Here is a 23,243-nt window from a genome sequence, read left to right as displayed (position 1 = left end):
CGAAATGCCGACCATGCAAACGCCGGCGGGCGCTAACCCGCCGGCGCTGATGGTTTGCGTTGTGGCGATCAGGCTGTCTGCTTGTTCACCCAGACGATCCAGAGATCGGCGATCTGCTTGCGGACACCGGTGCCGGTCACCTTGCCGAAGGCATCCAGCGCGCCCGCCTTGTCGCCCGAACGCGCCAGCGCGATGCCGAGGCGGGTGTTGATCTCATTCGCATCGACGCCGCCCTTCTGAAGCGCCTCGCGATAGAGCTCGGCCGCCTTGGCATAATCGCCATAGCTCAGGAACGCATTGCCGGCGGACCCGGCCGGCTTGCCGGTGGGCGCGGCCGCCGCGGCCTTCTCGGACGCCGGGAGCGACGCCTTGTCCTTGGCGATGCTGCCATTGGCGAGCTGATAGAGATCGGTCAGCTGCGTTGCGTTGATCTCGCCGGACTGACGGCCTGTGTCGATGATCGACTTGACCTCGCCGGGCAGACCCGCCTTCCAGGCGGTCTCGGCATATTCGCTGTAGCTATAGGCATTCTGCAGCGACTTGCTCGATGCCATGAGGCGCAGCAGATCGAGATTCTCGTCGCGCGTCATCGTCTCGTTGTTGTTCTGGATCTCGCGCAGCGCCAGGCGCCAGTTCTCGCCAGTGCCGGCATTGGTCAGCGCCCACTTCGTCCATTCGGGAAGCGACGGATCCTTGCTCGCGATCGCCATGCGGAAGCCGGTATTGTACCAGCTCGCATCGGCGGCGGCGCCCTTCGCCTGTTGCGCCGTGATCGCCTGCTTGAGGAAGGGCAGGCCCTGGCGGATCAGCGTCTGACCGGCCGGGGTGAAGGCGTTGCCCGAAATCTGGCCCTGCGCTTCGAGGAAGTAGGTGTTGGCGAGGAGGACAAGCGCCTGCGGATCGTCATAGCCCGCCTTGATCGCCGTATCGAGGCTGGCGCGCGCCGAGGGATATTCCTTCCCGACGAAAGCGAACTGGCCGACGAAGAAGTTGAACTTGCCGACATCCGCCGCCGGGGTGAGGCCCGAGGCCAGCATCATCTCGAGCGCCTTGCGCTGGAGCGGCTGTTCCTTGAGCTGCAGGCCGATGTTGAGGATCATCTGGCCGAGGAAATATTTGTCGTCCGCCTTGGTCGCGAGCGGCTCCAGCTCGGGAATCTTCGCCTTGGCGCCGGCCCAGTCCTGGGCCTGGACGAGCTTCTGGATCGCCTGTGCGCCCGGCATGAATTCCTTGCTCAACGTGAGCTTGGGCCCGGCGTTCGCGGCTGCCTTCTCTTCCTTCTTCGCGGCGGTTGCAGCCGACGGCATGACAACCCCGAGCGAAAAGGCGGCTAGCGCGATCGACAGAGCAGTAGTGGACCACAAACGCATCGATATTCCTCCAAAACTAAGACCAACCCGATTTTCGCCCCGGATCAGGCCTGAGCCAATAGCTGCAGATGTCCCTGGCGATACGCGCGTTAACCGCGATTGAACGGCCATATAGAGCGGCAAATCCTGCTTGTCATGAGGGACCGACGCGCGATCGCCAACTCGTCGATGGACAGCACCATCCTGTCGCTTTACGCGCAGCGCATGACGAACGCGTTGCAGGGGCCGGATCGCTACGAGAAGCTGTTGAGCGGGGGCGCTGTGCTGCTGCTGACCGCCGTCATCGCCGCCATTCTGCGCGGCCATGCCGACTGGCCCAGGATTCCCGCGTCGATCTGGGCTCATCTGGCAACCATGCTGATCGCGCTCGTCCTGACGCCGGTCATGCTCCTGCGCCGCCGGGGCGACGCGCGGCATCGGATGCTGGGCTGGATCTGGTGCATATCGCTCGTCGGGACGGCGCTCATCTCGTTCGACATCCGCGTGACCAATCATGGCGGCTTCAGCATCATTCACCTGCTTTCGATCTGGACGCTCGTCATGGTCCCACGCATCGTCTGGGCGGCCCGCACCCACCGCCAGACCGCCCACCGTCGCGCCGTGCGCGGTATGGTGACCGGCGCGCTTCTGATCGCGGGATTTTTCACCTTTCCGTTCAACCGCCTGCTGGGTCACTGGCTGTTCGGCTAACCCTTTTTGCTGGCAATCCAACTCCCCGGCGGCTAGGCTTCCCGGGCCCAATTTTCACACAACAGTCATAAGAGAAAACGCTTGAGCGACGAGACAATCCTCGCCGAACCCTCCGACATCAGCCCGATCAACATCGTTGATGAGATGAAGTCGAGCTATCTCGACTATGCCATGTCGGTCATCGTCAGCCGTGCCCTGCCCGACGTGCGCGACGGCCTGAAGCCGGTGCATCGCCGCATCCTCTGGTCGGCACACGAGAGCGGCTACACTTACAACAAGCCCTATCGCAAATGCGCCCGCATCACCGGCGACACGATGGGTAAATATCACCCGCACGGCAACCAGGCGATCTATGACGCGCTGGCGCGCATGACGCAGGACTGGTCGATGCGCGTGCCGCTGATCGACGGCCAGGGCAATTTCGGCTCGATGGACCCCGATCCACCGGCGGCCGAGCGCTACACCGAAGCGCGCCTCGCCAAGGTCGCCACCGTCGCCCTGCTCGAGGATATCGACAAGGACACCGTCAACTTCACGCCCAACTATGACGGCAGCGAGCATGAACCGCAGGTGCTGCCGGCGCGTTTCCCCAACCTGCTCGTCAATGGCGCGGGCGGCATTGCCGTGGGCATGGCGACCAACATCCCGCCGCACAATCTCGGCGAGGTGCTGCGCGCCTGCAAAGCCTATATGGACAATGGCGCGATCAGCCTCGAGGAGCTGATGGAGATCGTGCCGGGTCCGGACTTCCCGACCGGCGCCCTGATCCTGGGCCAGTCCGGTGCGCGCAACACCTATGCGACCGGGCGCGGCTCGATCATGATGCGCTCGCGCTATATCATCGAGAATATCCGCAACGACCGCCAGCAGATCGTGCTCACCGAAATTCCGTATCAGGTGGGCAAGTCCGGCCTCGTCGAAAAGATCGCGGAGGCCGCCAAGGACAAGCGGATCGAGGGCGTTTCCGACATTCGCGACGAATCCAACCGCGAGGGCGTGCGCGTCGTCATCGAGCTGAAGCGCGATGCGACGGCGGAAGTGGTGCTGAACCAGCTCTGGCGGCACACGCCGGCGCAATCGAGCTTCCCGGCCAATATGCTCGCGATCCGCGGCGGTCGGCCCGAGCTGCTCAACCTGCGTGACATCATCGAGAGCTTCGTGCGCTTCCGCGAGGAAGTCATCACGCGGCGAACCAAGTTCGAGCTCGCCAAGGCGCGCGATCGCGCCCATGTGTTGCTCGGCCTCGTCATCGCCGTGTCGAACCTCGACGAGGTTGTGCGCATGATCCGCGCCTCGGCGAGCCCCGCCGCCGCCCGCGAGGCACTGATGGCGCGCGAATGGCCGATCGCCGATGTGGCGCCCTATCTGCGCCTGATCGAGGCGGTGGATGTCGAGGCGGATGCCACGGCCTATCGTCTCTCCGAGATACAGGTTCGTGCGATCCTCGACCTGCGCCTGCATCGCCTGACCGCGCTCGGCCGGGACGAAGTCGGCAGCGAGTTGCAGGGGCTGGCCACGGCCATTGAAGGCTATCTCGAGATTCTCGGCAGCCGCGTGCGCCTGTTCGAGGTGATGCGCGAGGAGTTCGACGCGGTCGAATCCGAGTTCGCGACTCCGCGCCGCTCGACCATCGCGCCCGCCGCCGACGGCATCGAGGACGAGGATCTGATCGAGCGCGAGGACATGGTCGTGACCGTGACCATGACCGGCTACATCAAGCGCACGCCGCTCGACACGTTTCGCGCGCAGAACCGCGGCGGCAAGGGCCGCGCGGGCATGAGCACGAAGGACGAGGACATCGTCACCGAGATGTTCGTCACCTCGACGCACACGCCGGTGCTGTTCTTCTCCACCCTGGGCAAAGTCTATCGCATGAAGGTCTGGCGCCTGCCCGAAGGCGGCCCCGCCACGCGCGGCCGGCCGATGGTCAATCTGCTGCCGCTGGCCAAGGACGAGACGATCCAGACCGTCCTCCCCCTCCCCGAGGACGAGGCGGAATGGGCGAACCTGCACGTCATGTTCGCCACCGCCAAGGGATCGGTGCGACGCAACAGCATGGACGCCTTCGCCAACATTCCGTCGAACGGCAAGATCGCCATGAAGTTCGAGGGCGAGGATGCCGACGACAAGCTCATCGGCGTGGCGCTGCTGAGCGAGGAGGACGACGTCCTGCTCGCCTCGCGCCAGGGCAAGGCGATCCGCTTCAAGGGCGACGATGTTCGCGAGTTCCAGAGCCGCAACTCGACCGGCGTGCGCGGCATGACCCTGCGCGAGGGCGACGAGGTCATCTCGCTCTCGATCCTGCATCGCGCCGGCATCCGGGACATGGACGAGCGCGAGGATTATCTGCGTTTCGCGCCCTGGAAGGCGGAGAAGGAGGGTGAGCCGCAGATGAGCGCGGAGCGCTTCGAGGAGCTGAAGGCGCGTGAACAGTTCATCCTCACGGTCTGCGCCAATGGCTATGGCAAGCTCAGCTCGGCGTTCGAATATCGCCGGACCGGCCGCGGTGGCCAGGGCATCACCAATATCGACAATATCGAGCGCAACGGCCTCGTCGTCGCCAGCTTTCCCGCCGTCCGTGAGGATCAGCTCATGCTGGTCACCGATCAGGCCAAGCTGATCCGCATCGGCCTCGACAGCCTGCGCGTCATCGGCCGTGGATCGGCCGGCGTGCGCCTGTTCGACGTCGCGCAGGACGAGCATGTGGTGAGCGCGGCGCGAATCGAGGAAAGTTCGGATGAGGCGGATGCCGCCGCGCCGGAAGGCCCGCCCGAAGGCACGAGCGACAGCGACGGCTGATCCCGACGAAATGGGGCGGCGGCATCTTTCCATGCCGCCACCCCTTCAGAGGCCGGGTCGCCTCGACCCTGGCAGAGTCGATCAGGCGAAGCTGACGGCCATCCTGCGCCGGCGCATCGTGCCCCCAACCACCCCGAGGCCCACGATCATCAGGGCCCAGCTCGCTGGCTCCGGAACGCCGGGCGCGGGCGCCTTGGCGGTGAACAGCTGCCCGGACTCGCTGGTGAAACTCAGGCCGTCAGGCAATGGATCGAAGGTCAGGGCACTGGTATTGCCGAAGTTGCAGGTCGCCAGATGGTTGCGGCAATCGAGGGCAAGCACCAGCGCGAAGCCCAGCTGCGAAACGCCGACCGGGATGATCAGCTGCGTCGTGAAGGCACCCGTCACAAAGCCGCTCGGGTCGAAGTTGCCGGTGAAGCTGTAGTCGCGCGGATCGTAGAGGGTCGAAAGGCCCAGATAGCCCGGGACGCCATAGCCGCCACCGGCGGCATCGAACATGGACGTGCCGCCCGACGCATAGCCGTTCGTGCCGCCCGGCATGAAATTACCGCTTCCCCCAAAGCGGAGCGTGTAATCGGGCGAGGTCAGCGCGAAGCTCACGAACCCGTTCGCAGCACCGTTGCCGGGCGTCACATTGCTGAACAGACCATCGAAGGCATAGCCGACATTGAACATGATCGCGCTGCCGCTGTTGTTCGTGAAGGTCACGATGTCCGCGATCTCCGACGTTACGAAGCCGGCGCCCCAAGACGGATTGGGATTGGTCACGAAGGCATGCACCGTTCCGTCGGTGAGATTGGCGCTGCCGGACGCAACCGTGCCCGCGTTGGAATTGGCGCTCGCTGCGTTGTTCCAGCCGCCCGCCGACCAGCCCGAGCTATAGCCGTCGATTCCGCCCCCCGAAGAATAGGTCACGCTGCCGTCGACCCGACCGTTGACGATGGCCGTGCCGGCGCCGGAAATCTGGCCCCAATTGCCCACTGGGGTGCCCGATACACTGGTCGCGACGCAGCTGTGCGGATAGGTCTGGCTCAAATTGCCGTTCGCGCTGTAAGAGCAGGTATTATAGGATGGTGGCGCGGTTTGCGCCTCTGCCGAGCCCGCCGCCAATGCCGCGGCCGAAGCCCCGACCGTGGCCATCACAAGAAACTTTCCACGCAACATGATCTTTCTCCCACAATTGACGCAATGTCGGAGAGGATGCGCAGCCCGCCCGGAAAGCGGGCCACAGAGTCTTCAATTTCCGCAGGAAGTTTTGACGCGCTCGTCCGATTTCGGGACATTCTTGCGCGCGTCGAGCGCGCCGAGATGCTTGAGCGCCGTGATCCGCCGCCAGATCGCGACGGTGCGCCGCGCCGCCGAGCAGGCTTCATCCCGGTTGCCCGCATCGGCAAGCCGGTCGACATGGCTGCCGAGGCCGATGGCGAGATCGCGCATGCGCTGCGGATCGCCGGGCGAAGCGGCCAGGCGCTTCTCGCGCAGGGCAACGCTCGCCGCCGACGGCACAAGCGCGTCCGCCTTGCGCCCGAGGTCGCTCAGCAGCAACGCCTCCTGGCCGTAAAGGATGAGCAGCTTCTTCTCGGCAGCGGCGTCCGGCCCGTGGGCCAGCATGTCCTTGAGCACCGCCTCGCCCCGCCGGGAGATTTCGAGCGCCTCGAGGTTCCGGCCGGGCATGTCGCCCATCGTTCCGGAAAGATCGAAGGCGTTCTGCCCCTTCATGATGATGAGGCTGGGCATCGGCCCCTCGCGTGCGATCAGCCCGTCGATCACCATGTCCGACTCCTGATAGGCGGCGAGCGCCTCGTCCAGCTTCTCGGCCTGATAATAGCCTTCGCCCAGGACGCTGAGCAGATCGATGCGCAGCTTGGCAGCGAGATCGACAAGCGATGACGGCCAGTTCTGCATCTTCAGCTGGTCGAGCGCCTGCGACGCGATCCTGATGGCACCCGGCGCGTCATCGCGCGACCAGATCGCGTCATAAGCGTCGTTCTTCGCCGTCAACAGCAGGCCGAGAGCCGTGTCGATGTTCGACGGCGCCAGCTTGTGCGCCTGTTCGAGATAATGACGGGCGCGACCATTCTCCCTGGCCGATGCGGCATTGTCGGGCTGGAGCAGCCAGCGGTCGAGATGGATCCAACCTCGCTCGGTCAGGAAATCGGCCGGCAACGCGCCGGCGTCCTTCCCGTCCGCAACCAGCTGTTCGGCCCGGTCCAGCGACTTGAGCGCATCGTCCGGCCGGCCGAGATTGGAGGTGCCCGACAGGCCCTGGATCGCCGCTAGGCGCCGGTAGCTGCGTGCCGCATCGAGCCTGAGCGCGGGCGAGGTCTCGGCAGAGAGATTGAGGCGCGCGAGATAATTGGCGCTCTTCCTCGCGATCTCCTCGCGCTTCACGACCGTCCCCGGTTGTCGCGCCAGCTCGTCATAGAGGTCGTAGAGCATGAACTTGGAGAGCGCCCGCACTTCGTCGAAGCGCTGTTCGGCGCGGGCGCGATTATTCTCCGCCCGGATCGCGTTGACCATCGCGACCGCCGCCAGCGTGCTCAGCGCGACCAATGCCGCCGCCGTCAGCAGCACCCCGAGCCAATGCCGGCGCATGAACAGGCGCGCGCGATAGGCGAGCGTCGGCTCGCGCGCCGCGACCGGCAACTGCTCCCGCCAGCGGTCGAGATCGGCGATCAGTGCCGCGACGCTACCATATCGCCGCGCTTCATCGGCATTGCGCGCCATCGCGGCAATGGCCTGCAGATCCGCGTCCGAATCGGCATCGACCAGGTCCGCGAGAATGATGCCGAGCGCATAGACATCGTCGGCAATGGCGGGCGCTGCCCCGGCGAGACGCGCCGGGCTCGCATAGGCTTTCGTCATCGGCAGCGCGCCGTGTGCCTCATCCTCGCCCTCGAGCAGCCGTGAAATCCCGAAATCGAGCAGCTTCACGCGAGCCCGCCCGTCCACGAAGATGTTGGACGGCTTGAGGTCCGCGTGCACGACGAGCCGGGCATGCGCGAACTGCACCGCATCCGCCGCCTTCACGAACAGCTTCACCTTTTCCGCCAGCGTCCGGCCCTGCACCGCCTCGTCGATCGGCAGCCCGTCGACATATTCCATGACGAGATAGGGCGTGCCCTGGGCGGTGACGCCTCCGTCGATGAGGCGCGCGATATTGGGATGCTCAAGCCGGGCCAGGATCCGCCTCTCCGCGCGGAAAGCGTCGCCTGCAAGGTCGACCAGACCCGCCCGAATGAACTTGATCGCGACCTTCTGGTCGTAGAGGCCGTCGCTGCGCTCGCCGAGCCAGACACCGCCCATGCCGCCCTGGCCGAGGCGCCGCACCAGCCTGAACGCGCCTATCTGCGGGGGCGGGCTCAGGTCGTCCTGCATACCGGGCCCATCAGCCAACTCCGTCGGCAACAGGCTGGACGCCCGGGCCATTGCCGCCCGCAAGGCCGAGACGCGCGTCCGGACCGCCTCGGTTTCTCCGGCAAGCAGCGTCCGGGCGAAGGTCTCGTCATCCGGATGGTCGAGCAATTCCTCGAGCAGCGCGAGCGCGCGCCGCTCCACCTCAGCCGGCACGAACGTCGTCGCCGGATTGCAGATAGTCTTGCAGCCAGGCGCGCGCCACCTGCCAGCGCCGCTTCACCGTCCGCTCCGGAATGCCCGTCTGGCGCGCGGTCTCCTCGACTGTGAGGCCCAGCGTGAAGCGCATTTCGACGATGGCGGCATGATCGTCCGAAAAGTTCTGCAGCGCGCCAAGTGCCTCGTCGAGATCGGCAAGGTCGATCATCGTGTTCGGCGCGCCAGGCCAGATCGTCATCAGCGTCGGCGCATGCCGCTTGGCGGCCCCGGCCTTGCGGGCCTCGTCGATGAGAATGCGGCGCATCGTCCGGGCGGCCAGCGCCAGCATATGGCCGCGGTCGGCTGCAACAAGGTCAGCATCGGACATGATCAGGCGGACCGCCGCCTCGTGCGCCAGGTCAGTGGGTTGAATCGAAATGGCCAGGCCGTCGCCCGCCAGGATGCGGCGGGCAACACGGCGCATGTCTCCATAGCATTGCGCCAGCAGCGGTTCGCGGGCGATCGCCGTCCCATCCACGTCCATCAACCAGCGTTCCCTGAGCCCCCGAAGCCCTTTCGGCGGGTAAGATTAGTGCAGACTCAAGGACTCCGCCAGCATCATGACCATATCCCGCGCCATTTTGGGACAAGGATGGAACGCGCTGACGGAGAAATCTCATCATCCCCATCCAGATATTCGGCGTTCATCCTCGCTAACACCAAGGTCCCGGCGCGCGGCGTCGTTCGGCAGCATGTGGGAATGTTGAACAGCGAAGGATCGCATCAATGAAGACGCTTTCCATCCAGAGGTTCCGCAAGAACAGGCCGAGAGTCTATGTCATTGACGACAGTGATCTTCAGGGCAGGCCTTCGATATTCGCGGCATCGCGTCCAGCCGTGACGAGGCCATCATGACATCGAATGGGTGCTGCCGAATATCTATCCTGCTCGATCGCGACATGCCCGGCACACACGGCCTCACCATCCTCGAAGAGCCCTCCGACTATTGGTGCGCGATGAACATCGTCGTGATCGTTGAAATGAAATGGTGGAGCCGAGGTCCATCTAACGTTTGTCCAGCCTAGTTCGGCTTTGCTCAAGACTCGCCCTTATTTCTAGGATTTTACGCCTTCGATTGTTCAACCAGCTTCATTGCTGTTCAACCTTAGCCAAGCTATGATGTGGGAACAATTGGGGGAACCTCGGTGGGCGAGCTTGTAGCAGCTGATGTGAAGAGTTTGGGGCCTGGTCGCCATCGCGATGGCAACGGCCTCTATCTGCTCGTCAAGGAAAGTGGCACGCGCTCCTGGCTCCTGCGCGTTCAGGTGAACGGTCAACGTCGCGATCTTGGATTGGGACCTGCGGACACCTCGGAGCGTTCGCCGGAAGCCAAACGCCTCGCCGCTCAAATCCCCATCCTTGATCGGCGGAAGCTGACTCTCGCAGAGGCGCGTGAAAAGGCCGAAGCCTATTCGAAGATGGTCAAGGCAGGGATCGATCCGGTCGCCGAGCGCAAGAAATCAATTCCGACCATCCCCACTTTCGACGTGGCTGCGCGCGCCTGTCATGAAGAGCTCAAGCGCGGATGGCGCAACAAGAAGCATTCAGAGTCCTGGCTTGCGAGCCTCGAGAACCATGTTTCCGATGCATTTGGCTCCAAGAGCGTCGATCTAATCGACAGCCTCATGGTGCGAGATGCGCTCGCTCCCATCTGGATAGATATCCCTGAGACGGCACGGCGCATCCTCCAGCGCATCGGCGCGGTCTTAGACTTCGCCCATATCAAGGGATGGCGACCGACCGAGACAAGCTTGAAGTCGGTTCGCAAGGGACTCCCGCGCCAGCCGAATGACGACAACCATTTCGACGCCATGCCATACCAAGAGGTCCCCGTGTTCATGCAAGAGCTGCGTGAACAAACGCCCACGGCGGGTCGGGAGGCGCTCCAGTTCACCATTCTCAACGCAGTCCGCTCCAACGAGACGCGCTTTGCCACCTGGACAGAAATCGACTTGGCGAAGGGAACTTGGACCATCCCTGGCGCTCGGATGAAAACCGGGCAGGTACACGTCGTCCCTTTATCGTCTGCGGCGCTGGAGATCCTTGAGCGCCGGAAAGAGGCACGCACGAAAAAGGACGGCTTGGTGTTCTTCTCGAGCCCGGGGAAGCCGCTGTCCGATATGACGATGACCAAGGTGCTTCGGGATATGAAAATCGCCGATGCGCACGTCCACGGCTTCCGGAGCAGCTTCACGGACTGGGCGGCCGAGATGACCAGCATCCCGAAAGAGGTGGTCGATAAGGCGCTTGCCCACAAGCTGCCCGACCGGGTCGAGGCTGCCTATCGACGAACTGATTTCTTCGAGCGTCGACGTGTCCTTATGAACGCCTGGGCCGATTATGTGCTGCGCAGCCCAAGCGACGCCGAAATCGTGCCCTTCCCCAAGAGAGAAGGCGCCTGATAGATCTGGCAATGCCGGCCCCAACAGCTAGCATTGCAATGGGGATAGGCTGGCCAGCCGACAAGCGCGCATCCCACGTGCATCCCCGTCTCACCCTTGGGAACCGCTAGGGAGGCGGAGTTGGCGAGATATGACGAGCAGGGCAACAACGAAGACTTGAGCGATGCCGGCTGGTTGAAAGGTCTGCCCGCCGGCTGGATTGATGGATTCATTTGCGCGAGGCACCTTTTCCGCCGCCTCAAGGCCGAATATGGCGACGGCGATCCAGCGCCGTGGCACGACGTAATCAACGCTGATTATTGGGGGCCACACTTCGGCGATCCTCCCGAGGACTACGCATCCAAGCAGAAATTGTCGGTACGGATTGTTGCTACGATTCAACGAGCATTGCTCTCTGGGCAGTTGGCGGCATCATGGTTTGATGGATCGGACTTTCGATCGATTCCCATGCCGGCAGCTCAGAACACCTCAGCTCTTCACAACGCGCTTTTGCATGGCACTTTTGAGATTGATCCGCTGTGGTCCGACGAGTGGCAACACTGGAATGGCCAAGGCTGGGCGATCGAAAAAGAACAATTTGAAGTCTGGTTGGCGTCTCCAGATGCTGTGGATCCTGCCGGGCTGCCGCCTCAAATTCCCACACAGCTTGAGCCAGATGAATTTGCGATCAGTTCCCGAAAACCGTCCGTTAGCGAGCACGTCCCGCTGTCAGAGGCCGTGTCTTGGATTGCTTTTGGCGTCGCGCTCAACGCCGATCGGCTGGATCAGGCACTGCGATGGAGGCGGCTTTGCGGCGGTGATTTGGACACCGCACAACACCGGTTGCAGGACGCGGCTGCAACGCTTCTGGAAGCCGGATCGTCCGGCCGAGTGTCCTTCTTTGGTCGCCACATCGATGCTTATGAAGACAAGGGGAAGCGCACAGAGAAAATCGACGTGTTAGCGCTCGTAGATTATCGGCAAGTGCTCATCACAGGGCACGACCATCTCCGCTACGGGGAAGGTTTGTGCCGCTGGTACAAATCGCCGAACGATTCTCATCTGCGCGGCAGTGATCGGCGCGATCTGTTCTCTAACGTTACGGTAGCCCGCTCGGAATTGATGACCCAATTTCCGGGTGGGGAATCGCCGGGGGACACCGAGAACGCTAGTGCCGCTTCAGTACCGCTCGCTATTGGCGTAGGCGAACTGCAATTACCTGATGAGCATTTCGACCCGTTGGCCGCAGCAGATATCGCACCTTGGTGGACGGTGCTTCAATCACTCGCCTGGGTGGCAACACGTAGCGCGGCATTCGTGGAGCGAGTTGGAGAACTAGAAGCTCACAACGACCAGGAAATTGCCCAGTTCATCTGTTCCAGCATGGTCCTTCTCTACGTTTCTCGAAACGCATGCACCTGTGCTGCGGCTGCAACCGATCCTGTCAACCGTTGGGAATGGTGCACATGCTTTCGGGATGCGGGGCGGCAGCTACTAGACCAAATCCGATTGAATTATGTGCATCCCGTCCAGTTGATTAATGGCGTTTCGCGCCCGATGGCTTTTCATGAATTTGCTGGTGTTGGACAACGCCCGACCGGTGCGGACTGGCATGATTTGAAGCCAGCGCCGATCTTTTCATCTGCCGAGGTCATCGCAGCGATTCCACATCTTCCGTCAGAGATCGATCGATCGGTGGGTTATGGTCGTGCGCCGGCTGTAAAGACCGGCCGGCCACCAAGTGATGGCGAGATACTATCCAAAGCCGACGAGATGAAGGCGCGCGGGCTAGATGGACGCACGATCGCCAAGTGTATGCGTCTTGAGCCTGGATTTGAGAACGTGGCCACAACCACGGTACGCGATCTGATAAAGGGTCGTTGGAAGCCCGCAGGGCGGCCAAAAAAGGCCGCATAAACCCGCACCTGAACCCCCACATGGGCGATTTGCTGCGGGTTTTCTGATGCCCCCTCATTGCCTCGGTTCCAACGAAACCGAGGTAAACCAATGCAGTCCATCGACCACCACTCACCGAAGATCGGATATAGCATCCGAGAAGCCTGCCAGGCGTCCAGTCTGGGAAGGACGACGCTCTACAATCACATTGCTGCCGGAAGGCTCCGTGCGACCCGCATTGGCGGCCGCACCATCATCCCGGCAGATGCCCTCTACGCTCTCGTGGCGGGGGAGGCCTGAACAATGGCTCAAATACAAAACCCCGGCTGGCGGGCCGGGGTCTCGCGCGACATGCTTGGCGGCTCATCGCGTTTCCCGTCTATCTCTTCCGGGTTCAGAGAGCAATGGCTTTGCAGCCGTTTCGGCCTGAACCTGCCCTTGGCAAGACTGGTTTCGCTGCATCACTTCGGGGAGACGGGCGATGACGAATGAACCCTTCTCGTCTCCTCGGGACGCCGCGTTGGCGCTGCTCAGTTCCGGCGAAAGGCTAAGCCGAAAAGCTGGATCGTTTCTCGGACAACTGGCGGTCGACGACGCTCCGATGAGCGCGGCGCAGACCAATTGGCTGGGCAAGCTCCTCGATCGGGCGAACATGCCGCAGCTCGTAAAAGGAGAGCCTCATGACTGAGCTCCTCCATTACGCAAAGGGCGGCGCAGGGCATCGCGGCGTGGACACCAGTGTCGAAGGTGCCGAGCATATTCAACCCGCCCTGCCCCGGCTCCAAAGTATGGTCCTTCGAACGATCGGCGATGCCGGCCCGGAAGGCGCGACCGGTGATGAAATTGCCGGGCGGCTGCAATGGGAGAAATTCCGCGTCAGGCCCCGCACCAGCGAGCTTCGGGTCGCCGGTAAGATCGTGGACAGCGGAAAGCGCCGAAAAAGTAGCGCCGGGATCAGCTCGATCGTCTGGATCACGCCCGATCACCTTCTTCCGACAGGCGCCAACTGATGGAAGCGACCGTGCTGCACCTGGCCGATCACCGAGCAGTGTTTGTCCTGCCCGAACAAGGCGGCACGGTCGTTTTCCTCGCGAGCCGGGGGCGCACCCCTCGCCTTGCCCACGAAAATCGCTTCAACCAGCGCGCGGATGCCGAGACCTTCGCCCGCGGGCTCGCCCAACATTTCGGTTGCTCCATCATTGGTATGTCGAGCGCGCCGGCAGACGATGAGGTCGCCGCCTGATGGTCAAGAACGTAAATTCCAAGGGTAGGCGCTCCGAGCCTCGCCACATCCGCCTCTATCACTCCGTCACGGGCTGCGAGGCTTGGCGGGATCTCTCCGGCAATGCGATCAAGGTTCTGGTCGCGCTTCTACGCTTCGACCGCGGAGGTGAGAACGGCGAGCTATTCATGTCGGTGCGCGTCGCCGCAGAAGAGACTGGCCTATCTGAAAATACCGCCTGGAGGGCGCTCCGGGAGCTTGAGGCGCACGGCTTCATCGCAGCCACCGAGCGGGGCTACTTCCAACGCAAGCGAGGCCCTGCGACCCAATGGAGAGCAACCTGGATCGCGACCACCGGCAAGGCGCCGACCCGCGATTTCGAGAAGTGGCAGAAGCCCATTGGAAACAAATCACGGTCGCAAAATTTGACCTCTACGGTCGCAAAAATTGCGACAGATGTGGAAACATCTCCAGCGACGGTCGCAAAAATTGGGACCGTGACGACGGAAACGAGCCGTGTTTCCACCGACGCTGCTGTCGCAAATATTGCTACACAAATAGTATGCCATGGGCAGAGCGTTTCCGGGAGCATCGAAGGGCAACGGAAACAGGCCAATATCTCGCGTGGCGTTTCCACGGACCTCATCGGCGATGAGTTACTGGCTGCTCTCCGTGAACGGCTGGCGGCACACCTTCACGCATCAGGCATGGGCGCGCAAAGTCGTTTGGCCGAAGCAGCGCAGATCCCGGGCGGCACGCTCTCCAAGTTCATCGCCGGCAAAGGCCTGAACCGAACACACTTCGTTTCGCTGCAGCTCGAGCTGGCGCGCGCTCAGCGAGCAGCGGCGTGACAGACGCCGGCAATCTTCAGTTTGAAAACAATCAAAGGAAATCAAATGAGCAAACCTAAGCGCACGCCTGTTTTAACAGGCCGGAAACAGGCCCCTCGCCCCAAGAGGTCTGCCGCCAATCAAGCCGAAGGGGACACCGTGGCCCACATCGTCGACACGACCGATCCGGAGGTAGCGGAGAGGAAATATGCCGAGCTGGTACCCGGCTGGGATCAAATCCCTAAGGCGAAGCGCGACGAGATGATCGCTATGGCCAGCAACTACCTCAAGACGCCTCAGCCACTCGCCGTTGGTCTGAAGCGCACGGAGGCAGGCGGCTATTCTGTGGGCCTAGCTCCAGGCGACAACGCCACCTATCATTCGCTCAAGCTGGCGGAGACCTTCTCCTCAGTGTCGGCTTCTTTCACGACCGACAAGCTGAATGACCTCATCAACCACTTCTCTTCGAGCAACAATCGAGGCGCGAGCGAGATGGAGGTCAACTCAGCCCTGGCGTTCATCGCCGGTGCCAAGCCGCAGAATGAGGTTGAAGCTACTCTAGCGCTTCAAATGGCTTTGACGAACGATGCAGCGCTGCGTGCGCTTAGGATGATCGGCAAATCCGAATGGGTGCCGCAAATGGCAACTTTCGGAAATCTCGCGGTGAAGCTGCTCAGGACTTTCTCCCAGCAGGCCGAGACGCTCGCGAAGATGCAACGTGGCGGCGAGCAGGTGGTTCGTCACGTGCACGTCGACAACCGTGGTGGACAGGCCGTCATTGCAGAAACCGTGAACACAGGGGGTACCGGATTTGGAAAACCAGACGATCAATCTCAAGCAGCAGCCGGAGCGACTATCGTCAGCGCGGCGCTGCCTAGCCCGGACCCGCTCGGGAATGGAGTGCCAATCTCCGGCGGTGAAAGGCCGGAAGCGGTGCCGGATGCACGGTGGAACGAACCCCGGCGCGCCCAAGGGTAACCGCAATGCCTGGAAACACGGCGGACGCTCGGCAGAAGCGATCGGGGCGGCCCGCTATCTTCGGGAGTTGGCCAAGCTCCTGGCGCAAGGTTGAGCCCAGACTGACCAATCGTCGGCGCTGGTCTATCGATGTTTGCTCGGATAGATTGACCGCCTCATAATCGCGGGGGAGGATTGTGAAGCTCGGGACTAAGTATCTTTTGTGGAGTTTGGCGCTGCTGGCCTTCTGGCTGCCGACTTCTGCCTGGGCCGCGGAATGCTTCAGTTCCAGCGTAGCGAGACCTACCCCGTTCATGGGCAATAACGATGAGGTTTTCCAACTAAGCGACGGCTCGATTTGGCAGGTCAAATATTCTTATGAGTACCTGTATGCCTATACCCCCAGCGTCATAGTTTGCCCCGATAGAGGCGTGATGGCCGTCGAAGGGAAAACGATCAGCGTTATCCGCATTCGGCCTTCTGAAGCCGCGCCGCAGAGTAAGGCCCAAGGCAGCACCCCGAAGAACAAGCCCAACCTCCCGCCCAATGCTCTGACAGTGGTCCTTCGAAAGCGCGGCTGCGACTATTTTATCGCCGACGGCCCGCAGGGATATTACATATTAGAATGGTACGGAGGTCATGATCCGGAGATCGGCGAGGCCCTAGTCGGCTATCAGAGCGGCTACGGATTCAAGGACATTATATACCTAAAAAGCGGGGACAGCGGCCGCGTATGGGTCGAAGACTATCTCCTCGGCAAAGATCGAGCGCTGGAGAAGTTCTCCGAAAAATGCGAGTAGGTGGCACACAATGCCCGCCCGCGCATGTGTCGGTTGCTTAGTCGGAAGCGCGATTAATTCGCGGCGGCGTTTTGGGCGCGCTTCCCGTGGGCACGAGATCATGTTGCCTCATCCAATCAAGCGCCGAACCGAGACGGGCGTCCGAGAACCGCGCTTTCTTTGGGTGCCAGTTTCGATGAAAATCATCGATAATTAGACAGTCGGAGGGCTGCGCCCCCTCCCCAATAAGATCGTTCCAGCACGCATAGAGCGTTGCCACGATCTCGGCTTGGTCTGTGGTCAACGGACGCATGAGGTCGATTATGCGATCGATTTTATCAAGCTTTTCACCGAGCTGCTCTCGGGCGAATGCATCGATTTTGTCCAGCTTGGGAAGCGGCTCGTAGCGCACCATGCGGCCGCGATTTACCGACCTGAAAAGCTGATGCTTCTGCCCCAGAGCCTCCACGCCAAACTTTTTGTTGTAAAGCGCGCGCTGATCCAATGGGCCGGCGGCCTCGCGCAGATATTCTGTTTCGAGGCCCAAATTTTCGTGCCGATCAGCGACGTAGAAGACTTTGGCCAATTTTGTTCGACCGAAATTCCGATCATCATGGAGCGACTTTACAATGTTGCCGGCCAACGCCAGTCGGCGGGCCAACGCTTGTTCAAATCTGCTCGCGGTCGGCATCGCGACTGGCTCTTCGCGCTTCGTTGCGACACCGAAATAATCCAGCCCGGATGGAGCGGCGACCAGATCGTGAAACTCTGTTTTTGCAAGGCGCAGAGATGAGCGAACCTCTGCCAAGGCTTCCTTCAAGGCGCCATGCCCAGCGGCTTCCGCGTAATCTCGAATTTGAATTAAGCCCGCGCCCCGGCCCAGCATTCGCGCGTCAATAAAATATGCAGGCTCGGCATTGAGCGCTATTTCACGCCGATATCCAAGATGTTTGCTCCAAAGAGCAAAAACCGTGTCAACCGCCTCAATGAGTTTGGCGGCACCGGGCGACGACCGCAGAACAACAGCTGGTCGAACGGTGCGCTCCCAAAAGGACTCCTCTACAAGCGGCGTGAACGGGTTGCCGACATAAACCTCCCTTGTGCCATGGATTGGGTTGTTGGCCGGATACCAAGTTTCAACACACTCGTTCTCCGCATAGGCAATCGCAGCCGAGAGAGCGAAAGTCCGCGCCTCGTGCTGGATGGGGATTTGGGGCTCCCAGAGGTCCTCTGCGTCCGCCCACATCGGATATGGATGTTGAATGAAAGTCCGGGCCAGTGAGTACCAGAAAAATAGCTTCCTGGCGCTGTCGACATCAGTCGCGCAGTAGCCCCAGTGGGTTGGCGGTCCCGAGAAGCACCTGTTTTTTCTGATGTCCATGAACTGAGAATTTAGTCGAAACCATGGCTTCCCCGGCTCCGCACGCTTCACACGACAAGGCGTGAGGTCGTCCATGAAACCGATGAAATTGCCGTCAGCTTCGCCATAGGTTTTGCGATTTGAACGACGCGGGTCGCCAAGGGGCAGGCCTCCTACGATGGCGTTGCTTTGCTCAGACTTCCTACGGTCACGCTTGAAGTCGAGCATGCGTTGGTTGGACCAAGCGCGAATACCTTCGAGATCCCGGCCAAGGGACGCCTTTGCTGCCCTCGGGTCACTCAGAAGATTATCGCATGCTGCGTCGGAGAGAGCGGGATCATTCCAGGCGATTGCAGCGAGATCTTTGCGTTTAAGCCAGGTCAGATCGATGAGGTTGACTGGTCTGTTCGCATCCAGGTCAGCTTCTTGACCCCTATATCGCCAAATGGTGAAGGCGACCGGCCATTTGCCCTGGACATCAAAGAATTGACTGCCGTCCACCAGAACGCCGGCCACGTCCTCAAACACGCCCGCGATCTCTCGTCGGATTTGGCGGAATATAGCCCTGTTGGTCAACCAAGCCGATTTCGTGAAGAGTAGAAGCAAAGAGTCACCCGGCAAGCCGCTTGACCTTGCAGCCTCACAAATCAGCTTCATTTGCGCGAGGAAACAACAGTATCTCTCGCTCGCGGCATCCTTACCGGTCAACGCCACGAGGGACGGATGAACGGCATAGGTTATGGCCCCAGCAGTTTGATCATCGTCGCTGCGGTACGGCGGATTGCAGAGGATAGCCAACGGCTTGTCCGGTGCATGTCCCTTGTCGCTGAGAGCGTCGCGGAGCTCATCAATGTAGTCCTGTGCACTTCGATCAAGAAAGTTGAGACCGCGATTTTCCGAGACGCGAGGTACAACCGTAAAGCGACCGTTGTGCCAATGATCGAGCTTCATTCGTTGTTCGACGGCGAAAAGCAGTTCGGGTTCGATCTCGCTCACAACCTTGTGGCGAAGCTCAAGGGGCGAACGCCAATTCGTGACCAAATTTCCGCTGCCGCATGCAGGATCAACCACGAGATAGTTTTCGCCAAGCTTTGGCACATGCTGCTTAGCGATCCACATCGCTAATTTGGACAAGTGTAGGTCCGTAAAATAGATTCCATGTTGCCGCCGAAACTCCGGATCTACGGCATCCAGCGCCTCGTCATATCTGGCGAAAAAGTCGTCCAGATTCTCGCCAGCGCGCAACTCCACGAAATGGCCTTCGACAAATTCTTTGAACGCTTCCCTCGATGCGGTCCGCAGGCCGGTTACGATCTCACCCCCAATCGTCGCCTGGTCGTGTGCTCGTTCGCTGATTTGCAGAGCCGAATTGGCATTCCAGGCATAGATCATGCTGTAGAAGGCTCTGACAGCTGCAACGGGCCGTTGAGCATCAAAGTACGGCACCATGTTTTTCAGAACCGTGGCAAAGTTTCGAAGCGTCACGCGCTGTCGGACGGGCCTTCCTTCTTTTAAGAGGGCCTCAAACGAAGCGAGCCGATGCAAGAGAAGCTCCGGCTGGGCACCAAATAGCGGTGTGAACAGATCAGAGCCGTTCCAGCAGGACAGAGCCAGCAAATCTGACCTCTTCTGCTGATATCTTCGTGCAAGTTCTCTGCCCACAACGTTTGGCGCGCCCTCGCAAGCACGCACCTCATCAAGCAGGTACCCGGGCAAATCGCGTACTTGCCATGCCGACAGAAACCCGTGAGCTGCAACGACGACTTGCCCGAAATCCAGGTCGAAATTGCGGTATGCCAAGGCCTGAAACAAGCCCGCCAGCCAGTTTGAAGTCTGACCTTTTAGCTCAAGAACAAATCGGCCGGGCACATAGCCATCCGCCAATTTTGCGTCACTCTGCCGCTGAAACGACTTAGGAAAAAGCGCCCGGAAATACGCGAGCGCCATATCCTCGTTGGCTCGTTCGTGCGGACGGTCGAGATAGGCAAGCAGCCCAGCGATGTGCGATGGCAACATCACACGCCCTCGGTTTCGACAATTGCGTCAAGCACTACTGGCTGGCTATTTGCGATCACTCGATTCCCCTCCATCGAGATTGGTCACAACGCACTAAGGCGCGGTCAAATAGCCTTTTACTACGCTCCCGTAAATCAAGTCTTGAACTGCGGTTGTTTTACATCCCTTGGCCGGCCAAGCAGGTGCTACTGATTATTGACCCCCATCGTCGCAGAAACCCTCCTGGGCGCTTGTCTTTAAAAGCCATTATTTGCCGGTCACAATCAGTCTCAGATTGTTGCACGGAAGATTGTCCACGGCGGATTGGCTCCGATAGCGTCCCCAATAATGGATATGTGCCCGGCGCCGGATTGTCTCTTCATCCTTCTTGCGGTTCTTCTGGCGCGGCGTCACGTCTGCGCGAATGGGCGTGATACTCGAGGGCTCGGGAGCCGCTTCCTTCACCACATCCTTCTTCTGCTTGCGCTTGCCCATATCAGCGTGCCCTCCTGCGCCGTGTTGGAGCTTCATCCTTCCGCAGATGCAGAACCAAAGCACTGCTGCTGTTGGCATCTTGCCTTTCTCGGACGTGACACGTTGCCCGGTGAGCCAGCATGCTCAGCTGATGAAGGCTCAGCATGACAGCCATTTCGGATTTGCCGCTCGGAATTTTCATTTCGATGAGACCCGTGACCTCATCATCCTTGAAAACAGGGTGGGCGCTCGCGAGAAACTGCATTGCTCAACCCTCCGCCGGTAGAAGGCGGCGATAATCGGCCTGGATGGCAAGAGCGATTTCCTCACACCAAAGCGCGATTTCGCCGTCTTCCTCGATCGTTTGATCCAGCTTCCAGCGAAGCGCGGCAGTGTCGGGAGCCGGCATGCGGAGGAGTGCGACATGCGCGTCCGCCTCTGCGTCCGCCAACTCCTCGCACCGATTGTGGATAGCTTCGTAGTTGCGCTTGTCCCGCCAAGCGCAGACTTCGTCGTACCGAGGATCGTCCGGATAGATATGCCCTCTGCCGAAAGCCGCCTTCTCGGCCTCGTACAGAGGATCGACATATTCCATGTCGAACGTATGGCCCTTAGCCTTTGCTGTCTGCCATTTGCGCATGGTGGAGTCCCACACCCTACGATCCACAACGCTGGCAGAGGCTTCAAACGGGATAGCCGGTGCCATAGCGAGCGGCGCGATCAAAGCGCCTCTGGTGAGAAATGTTCGGCGATCCATTACGCGGCCTCCCTCTCAATCAGCGCGTCTCGCGCGGCCAAGGCTACGCCGACGACCTGTTCCACCGAGGGAGCAGCATCGCCCAGCTGGAAGAACAGCTCGGAGTTGATGTGCCAGCTGTAGGGCGCGCATCCTGCCTCCCGCATCGCTATCTCGATCGCGTCGCCGCGCACGGTCTTCAGCTCTTCCCAGGCAGAGACCAAGCCGTCGCCATGTGGCGTGAGCGCCCAATCCCAGCCGTGAGCAAGGCCGACACGAACCGCCCGACCTTCGAGATAGCCGAGATGCCTGCGAACCTCGTGAGGCAACGAGCAGGAAAGGAGATGAGCGCCGATGATGGCAGAGGTCAGACTTTTGGCCTTTTCGCTGTCATGCCAGTTGGCTGCGGACGCGATGGCGCGCGTGACTGCGCACTCGGAAACGAGTAGATCGGTCATAGCTTAAGCCTCTCAATCAGGCTGGAGTTAGGCCGGGGCGGTCGTTGGTAGCTTCCGCCTCGGCTGATCCTTTTGGTATCAGTTATGGAATGTTGCTGCAAGCGATTTCTGATGCTAAATGGCTCAAATGGATATTTCCCCCCGACAGGTAAGTGCAGCACGTGCTTTGCTGGACTGGACAGCCGCGCTCCTTGCGGAAAAGGCTGGCGTCGGCATCGCCACCGTCAAGCGGCTCGAGGCCGGTGAGACCGTCAGGCCCGCAAGCAGCGCAGCTGTGAAGGCCGCTCTAGAAGGTGGCGGGATCCAGTTTCTGTCCACCGGCCAGAGCGGCGGCAAAGGCGGCGAAGGGGTTCGCCGAACTTAGCTGCGACAGGGCTGGCGGGCATTTCGATAGCCTGCTCAGTTCTTATCCACAGAGTATCGATTGATGGTCTCGTAAATGGGCCGCGTGGACTCCAAGCTGATTGCGTCTTCCATCACCCTCCCCTCGCCGCCGGATTTTCGGCGGACGAAGGAGATGTGTCATGAACTTTCAACGACGCCTCGCAGTCCCGTCAGAAACCAAAACCTGGAGCCATAACGGAGAAGAGCCTCCAGACTGGGTCGCCGCCCAAATCGTAGGCGACCCGTGCCCAAATGGCAGCTTCCTGCTCGCAACCGATCTCGGACAAGCTCGCGTGCTACCGGGCCATGTCGTCATCCTGCACCATAGCGGACTATGGGTCCGCTCGCCTGAGGAAGTCCCAGAACTGCTCGATGGCTTTCGAGACCATGAATTGCCGGCATCAGAGGCGATCGGTCCGGGCAAGGCGACACGCTTCGGGGCGAAAAGTGCGGCGAAGCCATCCCGGAAACCAGCCGCTCGCCCCCTCAGTTTCAGACCGCCTATCGGGAAGATGCCAAGCATCGAGTGGGTCCACACCGTCCAACTGAGCGTAGATCCGTCATATCAGCGTTCCATCCAAAACGAATCTTCTCGCCGGCTAATTGCGAGCATTGCCGCCAATTTTGATTGGAGGCTTTGCGCGCCACTCGTCGTCTCACGACGGGCAGACGAGTGCTTGATCATAATAGACGGCCAACACCGCTGGGCAGCCGCAATGCGGCGGGGAGACCTTCTGCAACTCCCCTGCTGCGTGTTCTGCTATGGAACCGCCGAGGAAGAAGCGCGCATGTTCATTCTGGCCAACAGGGCACGAAAAGCCATGAGCCGGCTGGACGACTTTCATGCTGCTGTGGCGGCCGCAGATGATGATGCGCTGGAAATTCTGGAGCTGGTTACACAGGCGGGGCTAACCGTTGCTCGTACTGTCTCGTCATTGGGTGGGCGAGCGAACGAAGTCGCATTCACTTCTTCGATCGCTCATTCTCTTCGAAGGCAGGGCCCGCAAGTGGTCTCCGCGGCCCTCACGACCATGGCAGAGGCATTCCCCAATCAGCCTCTCTATGGCCCATTATTTTCCGGATTGGCCGATATCTTCAACTCGCCGCCGGACAGTTTCGACCCAGACATGCTACCGAACGCCTTGGCGAAGCGCGATTCTCGTGGCTGGAATGCCGTAGCGAAGGATGCAAGCACCCCTGCCCTTCGCACCCTCGCCATGAGGACCGCGATCATTGAAGCAATGACGCCCGTCGGATAGCTGGCGGAAGGGCGTCCGCACGCCGGGCGCCCTTCACGTAA

23 protein-coding genes are annotated in these 23,243 nt (G+C 61.0%); 14 read left to right on the top strand and 9 right to left on the bottom strand.

Annotated elements, in window-relative coordinates; all coding sequences use genetic code 11:
* Positions 1-68 precede the first annotated feature (68 nt).
* Complete coding sequence (locus tag KK488_RS01225; protein WP_214621308.1) at positions 69-1,307, bottom strand: tetratricopeptide repeat protein; 1,239 nt, start codon at positions 1,305-1,307, stop codon at positions 69-71.
* 267 nt (positions 1,308-1,574) lie between these two features.
* Between KK488_RS01225 and KK488_RS01220 the strand changes: the two genes are divergently transcribed.
* A complete protein-coding gene (locus KK488_RS01220; RefSeq protein WP_214621606.1) occupies positions 1,575-2,060 on the top strand; it encodes a DUF2306 domain-containing protein in 486 nt (161 codons plus the stop codon).
* 81 nt (positions 2,061-2,141) lie between these two features.
* The gene (gene gyrA / locus KK488_RS01215; RefSeq protein WP_214621307.1) at positions 2,142-4,859 is read left to right on the top strand and encodes a DNA gyrase subunit A; all 2,718 of its coding nucleotides are present in this window, start codon (positions 2,142-2,144) and stop codon (positions 4,857-4,859) included.
* Between the two features lie 81 nt (positions 4,860-4,940).
* On the opposite strand, the gene KK488_RS21195 is transcribed toward gyrA, so the two are convergent.
* The 3 genes from KK488_RS21195 to KK488_RS01200 form a co-directional block, all read right to left on the bottom strand.
* Positions 4,941-6,023, bottom strand: coding sequence for a PEPxxWA-CTERM sorting domain-containing protein (locus tag KK488_RS21195; RefSeq protein WP_250889966.1), 1,083 nt, complete (start codon positions 6,021-6,023; stop codon positions 4,941-4,943).
* A gap of 72 nt (positions 6,024-6,095) precedes the next feature.
* Positions 6,096-8,429 carry a serine/threonine-protein kinase gene (locus KK488_RS01205; RefSeq protein ID WP_214621306.1) on the bottom strand — a complete coding sequence of 778 codons (2,334 nt, stop codon included), beginning with the start codon at positions 8,427-8,429 and terminating at the stop codon, positions 6,096-6,098.
* Positions 8,419-8,955 (bottom strand): ECF-type sigma factor, encoded by a 537-nt coding sequence (locus KK488_RS01200; RefSeq protein ID WP_214621305.1) that lies wholly within the window; start codon positions 8,953-8,955, stop codon positions 8,419-8,421. Before KK488_RS01200 ends, KK488_RS01205 begins: the two co-directional genes overlap by 11 nt.
* Before the next feature lie 661 nt (positions 8,956-9,616).
* Here KK488_RS01200 and KK488_RS01195 point away from each other — a divergent pair.
* The 10 genes from KK488_RS01195 (at position 9,617) to KK488_RS01155 (ending at position 16,557) form a co-directional block, all read left to right on the top strand.
* Positions 9,617-10,873 (top strand): tyrosine-type recombinase/integrase, encoded by a 1,257-nt coding sequence (locus KK488_RS01195; protein ID WP_214621304.1) that lies wholly within the window; start codon positions 9,617-9,619, stop codon positions 10,871-10,873.
* A 120-nt stretch (positions 10,874-10,993) separates the two neighbouring features.
* Positions 10,994-12,769 carry a hypothetical protein gene (locus KK488_RS01190; protein ID WP_214621303.1) on the top strand — a complete coding sequence of 592 codons (1,776 nt, stop codon included), beginning with the start codon at positions 10,994-10,996 and terminating at the stop codon, positions 12,767-12,769.
* 90 nt (positions 12,770-12,859) lie between these two features.
* On the top strand, positions 12,860-13,048 hold the full coding sequence (locus KK488_RS21755) for a helix-turn-helix domain-containing protein (protein ID WP_214621302.1): 189 nt from the start codon (positions 12,860-12,862) through the stop codon (positions 13,046-13,048).
* A 181-nt stretch (positions 13,049-13,229) separates the two neighbouring features.
* Positions 13,230-13,436: a hypothetical protein gene (locus tag KK488_RS01180; RefSeq protein ID WP_214621301.1), complete on the top strand. Its 207-nt coding sequence runs from the start codon at positions 13,230-13,232 to the stop codon at positions 13,434-13,436.
* Entirely contained in the window at positions 13,429-13,758 is a 330-nt protein-coding gene (locus KK488_RS01175) for a hypothetical protein (protein WP_214621300.1), read from the top strand. Before KK488_RS01180 ends, KK488_RS01175 begins: the two co-directional genes overlap by 8 nt.
* Positions 13,758-13,991, top strand: a complete 234-nt coding sequence (locus KK488_RS01170) for a hypothetical protein (protein ID WP_214621299.1) — start codon at positions 13,758-13,760, stop codon at positions 13,989-13,991. The genes KK488_RS01175 and KK488_RS01170 overlap by 1 nt, the downstream gene beginning before the upstream one ends.
* A complete protein-coding gene (locus KK488_RS01165) occupies positions 13,991-14,821 on the top strand; it encodes a helix-turn-helix domain-containing protein (RefSeq protein WP_214621298.1) in 831 nt (276 codons plus the stop codon). Before KK488_RS01170 ends, KK488_RS01165 begins: the two co-directional genes overlap by 1 nt.
* Positions 14,822-14,866: 45 nt before the next feature.
* A complete protein-coding gene (locus tag KK488_RS01160; protein WP_214621297.1) occupies positions 14,867-15,778 on the top strand; it encodes a hypothetical protein in 912 nt (303 codons plus the stop codon).
* Complete coding sequence (locus tag KK488_RS21750; RefSeq protein ID WP_432653824.1) at positions 15,696-15,872, top strand: HGGxSTG domain-containing protein; 177 nt, start codon at positions 15,696-15,698, stop codon at positions 15,870-15,872. Before KK488_RS01160 ends, KK488_RS21750 begins: the two co-directional genes overlap by 83 nt.
* A gap of 115 nt (positions 15,873-15,987) precedes the next feature.
* Positions 15,988-16,557, top strand: a complete 570-nt coding sequence (locus tag KK488_RS01155; protein ID WP_214621296.1) for a hypothetical protein — start codon at positions 15,988-15,990, stop codon at positions 16,555-16,557.
* Positions 16,558-16,594: 37 nt separating this feature from the next.
* On the opposite strand, the gene KK488_RS01150 is transcribed toward KK488_RS01155, so the two are convergent.
* The 5 genes from KK488_RS01150 to KK488_RS01130 form a co-directional block, all read right to left on the bottom strand.
* On the bottom strand, positions 16,595-19,912 hold the full coding sequence (locus KK488_RS01150; RefSeq protein ID WP_214621295.1) for a hypothetical protein: 3,318 nt from the start codon (positions 19,910-19,912) through the stop codon (positions 16,595-16,597).
* Positions 19,913-20,158: 246 nt separating this feature from the next.
* Positions 20,159-20,386 (bottom strand): hypothetical protein, encoded by a 228-nt coding sequence (locus tag KK488_RS01145; protein ID WP_214621294.1) that lies wholly within the window; start codon positions 20,384-20,386, stop codon positions 20,159-20,161.
* Position 20,387: 1 nt separating this feature from the next.
* Positions 20,388-20,630 (bottom strand): hypothetical protein, encoded by a 243-nt coding sequence (locus tag KK488_RS01140; RefSeq protein WP_214621293.1) that lies wholly within the window; start codon positions 20,628-20,630, stop codon positions 20,388-20,390.
* Between the two features lie 3 nt (positions 20,631-20,633).
* Complete coding sequence (locus KK488_RS01135) at positions 20,634-21,122, bottom strand: hypothetical protein (RefSeq protein WP_214621292.1); 489 nt, start codon at positions 21,120-21,122, stop codon at positions 20,634-20,636.
* The gene (locus tag KK488_RS01130) at positions 21,122-21,559 is read right to left on the bottom strand and encodes a hypothetical protein (protein ID WP_214621291.1); all 438 of its coding nucleotides are present in this window, start codon (positions 21,557-21,559) and stop codon (positions 21,122-21,124) included. The genes KK488_RS01135 and KK488_RS01130 overlap by 1 nt, the downstream gene beginning before the upstream one ends.
* Before the next feature lie 127 nt (positions 21,560-21,686).
* Between KK488_RS01130 and KK488_RS01125 the strand changes: the two genes are divergently transcribed.
* Together KK488_RS01125 and KK488_RS01120 are read left to right on the top strand one after the other, a co-directional pair.
* Positions 21,687-21,923 (top strand): helix-turn-helix domain-containing protein, encoded by a 237-nt coding sequence (locus KK488_RS01125; protein ID WP_214621290.1) that lies wholly within the window; start codon positions 21,687-21,689, stop codon positions 21,921-21,923.
* A gap of 160 nt (positions 21,924-22,083) precedes the next feature.
* On the top strand, positions 22,084-23,202 hold the full coding sequence (locus tag KK488_RS01120; protein ID WP_214621289.1) for a ParB N-terminal domain-containing protein: 1,119 nt from the start codon (positions 22,084-22,086) through the stop codon (positions 23,200-23,202).
* Positions 23,203-23,243: the final 41 nt, after the last annotated feature.

It is taken from the genome of Sphingobium nicotianae, assembly GCF_018603885.1.
Lineage (GTDB): Bacteria > Pseudomonadota > Alphaproteobacteria > Sphingomonadales > Sphingomonadaceae > Sphingobium > Sphingobium nicotianae.
This window is presented reverse-complemented; position numbering and strand designations above follow the sequence as displayed.

Bases quoted from the DNA above. Each gene is read 5' to 3' on its own strand.
- KK488_RS01225 (WP_214621308.1), bottom strand. From the start codon at position 1,307: ATGCCGTCGGCTGCAACCGCCGCGAAGAAGGAAGAGAAGGCAGCCGCG.
- KK488_RS01220 (WP_214621606.1), top strand. From the start codon at position 1,575: ATGACGAACGCGTTGCAGGGGCCGGATCGCTACGAGAAGCTGTTGAGC.
- KK488_RS21195 (WP_250889966.1), bottom strand. From the start codon at position 6,023: ATGTTGCGTGGAAAGTTTCTTGTGATGGCCACGGTCGGGGCTTCGGCC.
- KK488_RS01200 (WP_214621305.1), bottom strand. From the start codon at position 8,955: ATGGACGTGGATGGGACGGCGATCGCCCGCGAACCGCTGCTGGCGCAA.
- KK488_RS21755 (WP_214621302.1), top strand. From the start codon at position 12,860: ATGCAGTCCATCGACCACCACTCACCGAAGATCGGATATAGCATCCGA.
- KK488_RS01180 (WP_214621301.1), top strand. From the start codon at position 13,230: ATGACGAATGAACCCTTCTCGTCTCCTCGGGACGCCGCGTTGGCGCTG.
- KK488_RS01175 (WP_214621300.1), top strand. From the start codon at position 13,429: ATGACTGAGCTCCTCCATTACGCAAAGGGCGGCGCAGGGCATCGCGGC.
- KK488_RS01170 (WP_214621299.1), top strand. From the start codon at position 13,758: ATGGAAGCGACCGTGCTGCACCTGGCCGATCACCGAGCAGTGTTTGTC.
- KK488_RS01165 (WP_214621298.1), top strand. From the start codon at position 13,991: ATGGTCAAGAACGTAAATTCCAAGGGTAGGCGCTCCGAGCCTCGCCAC.
- KK488_RS01160 (WP_214621297.1), top strand. From the start codon at position 14,867: ATGAGCAAACCTAAGCGCACGCCTGTTTTAACAGGCCGGAAACAGGCC.
- KK488_RS21750 (WP_432653824.1), top strand. From the start codon at position 15,696: ATGGAGTGCCAATCTCCGGCGGTGAAAGGCCGGAAGCGGTGCCGGATG.
- KK488_RS01150 (WP_214621295.1), bottom strand. From the start codon at position 19,912: ATGTTGCCATCGCACATCGCTGGGCTGCTTGCCTATCTCGACCGTCCG.
- KK488_RS01145 (WP_214621294.1), bottom strand. From the start codon at position 20,386: ATGGGCAAGCGCAAGCAGAAGAAGGATGTGGTGAAGGAAGCGGCTCCC.
- KK488_RS01140 (WP_214621293.1), bottom strand. From the start codon at position 20,630: ATGCAGTTTCTCGCGAGCGCCCACCCTGTTTTCAAGGATGATGAGGTC.
- KK488_RS01135 (WP_214621292.1), bottom strand. From the start codon at position 21,122: ATGGATCGCCGAACATTTCTCACCAGAGGCGCTTTGATCGCGCCGCTC.
- KK488_RS01130 (WP_214621291.1), bottom strand. From the start codon at position 21,559: ATGACCGATCTACTCGTTTCCGAGTGCGCAGTCACGCGCGCCATCGCG.
- KK488_RS01125 (WP_214621290.1), top strand. From the start codon at position 21,687: ATGGATATTTCCCCCCGACAGGTAAGTGCAGCACGTGCTTTGCTGGAC.
- KK488_RS01120 (WP_214621289.1), top strand. From the start codon at position 22,084: ATGAACTTTCAACGACGCCTCGCAGTCCCGTCAGAAACCAAAACCTGG.